General features: G+C 47.8%; 3 protein-coding genes. 1 reads left to right on the plus strand and 2 read right to left on the minus strand.

The window, feature by feature from the left end; translation table 11 throughout:
- Positions 1–19 precede the first annotated feature (19 nt).
- The gene (purB, locus tag B0181_RS10910) at positions 20–1,417 is read right to left on the minus strand and encodes an adenylosuccinate lyase (RefSeq protein WP_078277520.1); all 1,398 of its coding nucleotides are present in this window, start codon (positions 1,415–1,417) and stop codon (positions 20–22) included.
- A 242-nt stretch (positions 1,418–1,659) separates the two neighbouring features.
- Between purB and B0181_RS10915 the strand changes: the two genes are divergently transcribed.
- On the plus strand, positions 1,660–2,175 hold the full coding sequence (locus B0181_RS10915; RefSeq protein ID WP_078277521.1) for a YcxB family protein: 516 nt from the start codon (positions 1,660–1,662) through the stop codon (positions 2,173–2,175).
- A 208-nt stretch (positions 2,176–2,383) separates the two neighbouring features.
- Here the strand turns inward: B0181_RS10915 and mnmA are convergent, their stop codons facing one another.
- The gene (mnmA, locus tag B0181_RS10920) at positions 2,384–3,562 is read right to left on the minus strand and encodes a tRNA 2-thiouridine(34) synthase MnmA (protein ID WP_078277522.1); all 1,179 of its coding nucleotides are present in this window, start codon (positions 3,560–3,562) and stop codon (positions 2,384–2,386) included.
- Positions 3,563–3,658: the final 96 nt, after the last annotated feature.

Genomic DNA, 3,658 nt, shown 5'->3' on the forward strand with positions numbered 1-3,658 from the left:
GGGTTTTGAAAATAGCCGATTATTTTAGCTTTGCCAAATGCTCATTCAGTGCTTTGGCTTGCGCGCTGGCGCTGCCTGTGTAAGTGGCTGGCGTCATCTGGGCAAGGCGCGCACGGTCGGCTTCTGGCACGGCTGTAAGCTCATTACCATTGATGAAATCCACCATCATTTCACGCGTCATGGCTTGACCGCGCGTCAGGGCTTTTAGTTTTTCGTACGGTTTTTCTACGTTGTAGCGGCGCATGACGGTTTGGATTGGCTCAGCCAGCACTTCTTGGGCAAGGTCTAAGTCTTCTGCCAAACGCTGCGGATTGACTTCCAGCTTGCCAATGCCTTTTAGGCACGCATCAAAGGCGATGAGGCTTTGGGCAAAGCCCACGCCCATGTTACGCAGGACGGTACTGTCGGTCAAATCACGCTGCCAGCGGCTGATTGGCAATTTTTCGCCCAAATGCGCAAGCACAGCGTTGGCGATGCCTAGGTTGCCTTCTGAGTTTTCAAAATCAATCGGATTGACTTTGTGCGGCATGGTTGATGAGCCAACTTCGCCTTCTTTAAGTTTTTGCTTGAAATAACCCAGTGAAATGTAGCCCCACACATCACGGTTAAAGTCAATCAAAATGGTGTTAAAACGGCGCAAAGCGTCAAACAGCTCTGCCATATAATCGTGCGGCTCGATTTGCGTGGTGTATGGGTTGAAAGTCAGACCCAGCGATGTTACAAAACTTTGTGCGTGCGCTGCCCAGTCAATTTGTGGATAGGCGGACAGGTGGGCGTTGTAGTTGCCAACTGCGCCATTGATTTTACCAAGCAGTTCTACTTCTTTGAATTGCTTGATTTGGCGTGCTAGGCGGTAGGCGACGTTTGCCATTTCTTTGCCAAGCGTGGTCGGGCTTGCGGTTTGACCGTGTGTGCGCGACAGCATTGGCAGCTCAGCGTGCGTATTGGCAAGCGCGGCAATCTCGTCCACAATGCGCTGCATACTGCCAAGCAGCACGTCTCTGCCAGATTTTAGCATGAGTGCGTGCGATAGGTTGTTGATGTCTTCTGACGTGCAGGCAAAATGGATAAACTCACCTGCGTTTTGTAGCTCGGCAATGTCAGCGATTTTTTCTTTTAGGAAATATTCTACCGCTTTTACGTCATGGTTGGTGGTGCGCTCAATCTCTTTGATGCGCTCGGCATCCGCTTCGCTAAATTCAGCCACGATGGCGTCAAGGCGCGCGTTCGTTTCGGCAGAAAAAGGCGCAATCTCGCCAATTTGTGCGTGATTGGCAAGCGCCTGCAGCCAGCGAACTTCTACGGTAACGCGCGCATGAATCAGACCAAATTCAGACAAAAAAGGGCGCAGTGCATCGCATTTGGCGGCGTAGCGACCATCAAGCGGAGATAGGGCGGTAAGGGCTGATAAAGACATGAAATTTCCTTAAAGCTGAAAACCAAGTGAAAATAAAAGTGTAAAGCGTGCTTATTATAACAAATTTATCACTTTTTGGGAATTTTGCCGCAGTTTTTGCCAGTTTGTTGGCGTGCGTTGGTTTTATGTAAAATCATGTGTGCCAATTTGGCAAAAGTGTGCGTTTGTGCTAAGGTTGGTTTGTGCGCTAATTATCACAATCAATCATCACAAGCAAATGCCATAACTAAAAAGGAAATTTTATGCCAAATCATTATTCAGCTAATCCGCAGCCTAATCTGCAATCCAGTCAGCTTGCCCAAGACTATCACCTGCCTTTGAATATCAATTATCATTTGACGGTGCGAGAATTGCATGGGTTTATCATGGATAGATTTTTTAGCAATTCGCTTTTTACGGCACTGATGGTGGTTATCATGATTGGTGCTTTGCGTGATGGCGCAAATGGCGCAGCGCTTTTGGCAGCATTTGGCGTGATGATTGCGGTGTTTTTGATATATGGGCTGATGCTGGCGGTGCTGTCATTTTGGTGTCGTCCTGCACTGATGATGATTGATAGAGATGGCATTACAGAGACGATGAATGGCAAAACCAAGCACTGGGCGTGGCAAAAAGTGCAAAAAATCACCCTTGATGAGCGTTATTTGAGTGTGCAGCTTGGCGCTTGGTATGCGATTATTCCGCTTGCGCAAATTGGTGAAAATGACGCAATCGCCATCTACCGCCGAGTGCGTGCGCAAAAGGCTTTGCAATTTTAGGCGAAGTTTTGAGCAGATGGGTTTAAGTGTTTGGCTGGTTTTGGTAAATTGACGCAATTTGGCGAATTTGGCATAAGCTAAATTTTCGGCATAAAAAATGCGATGGCATTGACACATCGCATTTTTTTATTTATTGGCAGTTGCTTAAAGAGTGCTTAAAACGGTGTTTAATTAAAAAACCGTTCGTAAGCGCGGCAAGCTCAAGTCATCACGCAAGCACAATGCTTTCAATCACCCCGCCACCCAAGCACACATCGCCATCATAAAACACCACCGATTGCCCCGGTGTTACCGCACGCTGCGGTTCGTCAAACATCACTTTTAAGCCGTCATCATCGGCAAAGACGGTGCAGTTTTGGTCTGGCTGGCGGTAGCGAGTTTTGGCAGTGCATTTAAAGCCGTCATCAAAAATCGCCTTAGGTGCGCCTGCCACCCAGTCAATTTTGGTGGCTTGCAAGGATTGGCTAAGCAGCAAAGGGTGTTCGTGGCCTTGACCGACAATTAAGCGGTTATTTTCAAGGTCTTTTTGTAGTACAAACCACGGACTTTCAGGGCGATTTGCCACGCCGCCAATGCCAATGCCGCCACGCTGTCCAAGCGTGTAATACATCAGCCCATCGTGCGTGCCGATTTTAATGCCGTCATCGGTGTAAATGTCGCCTTTTTTGGCGGGTAGATAGGTTTGCAAAAAGTCCTTAAATTTACGCTCGCCAATAAAACAAATGCCTGTGGAGTCTTTTTTCTTGGCGGTGGCAAGTCCGTATTTTTCGGCAATCGCACGCACGGCGGGTTTTTCAAGTTCGCCCACAGGAAACAGCGTTTTGGCGATTTTATCACCCGCTACAGCGTGTAAAAAATAGCTTTGGTCTTTGTTGCCATCAAGTCCACGCAGCAAGTTGGCAACGGTTTTGCCGTCCGCTCCAAAGGCGTGGCTGCGACGTGTGTAATGCCCTGTGGCGATAAAATCTGCGCCTAAGGTTGTGGCATAATCCAAAAACGCCTTAAATTTGATTTCTTTGTTGCACAAAATATCAGGGTTTGGCGTGCGTCCTGCGCCATATTCTGCCAAAAAATGTTCAAAGACGTTATCCCAATATTCTGCCGAAAAATTGGCGGTGTGCAAGGTGATGCCGAGCGTATCGCATACTGCTTGTGCGTCCGCCAAATCTTCCATGGCGGTGCAGTACTCGGTGCCGTCATCTTCTTCCCAGTTTTTCATGAACAAGCCTTCCACGATAAAGCCTGCTTCTTTTAATAAAGCGGCAGAAACGGAGCTGTCCACGCCGCCTGACATACCGACAATCACACGAGTTTGGCTGGGATTTGCGATGTCTTTGAGTGTTAGGGCGGTGGTTTGTGGGGTGTTTGTGGCTTGTTGGGTGTTCATATGGGTCTTATGGTTTGTTAAATTTGGTTAATAAAAATAGTAAGGTTTGGTGCTGATTTTGGTGTTAATCTTGGCGCAAGTTTCGTATCAAGTTTC

The organism is Moraxella caviae (assembly GCF_002014985.1).
Taxonomy (GTDB): Bacteria; Pseudomonadota; Gammaproteobacteria; order Pseudomonadales; family Moraxellaceae; genus Moraxella; species Moraxella caviae.

Excerpts from the sequence above, each read along its gene's own strand:
- purB (WP_078277520.1), bottom strand. The coding sequence starts at position 1,417 with ATGTCTTTATCAGCCCTTACCGCCCTATCTCCGCTTGATGGTCGCTAC.
- B0181_RS10915 (WP_078277521.1), top strand. The coding sequence starts at position 1,660 with ATGCCAAATCATTATTCAGCTAATCCGCAGCCTAATCTGCAATCCAGT.
- mnmA (WP_078277522.1), bottom strand. The coding sequence starts at position 3,562 with ATGAACACCCAACAAGCCACAAACACCCCACAAACCACCGCCCTAACA.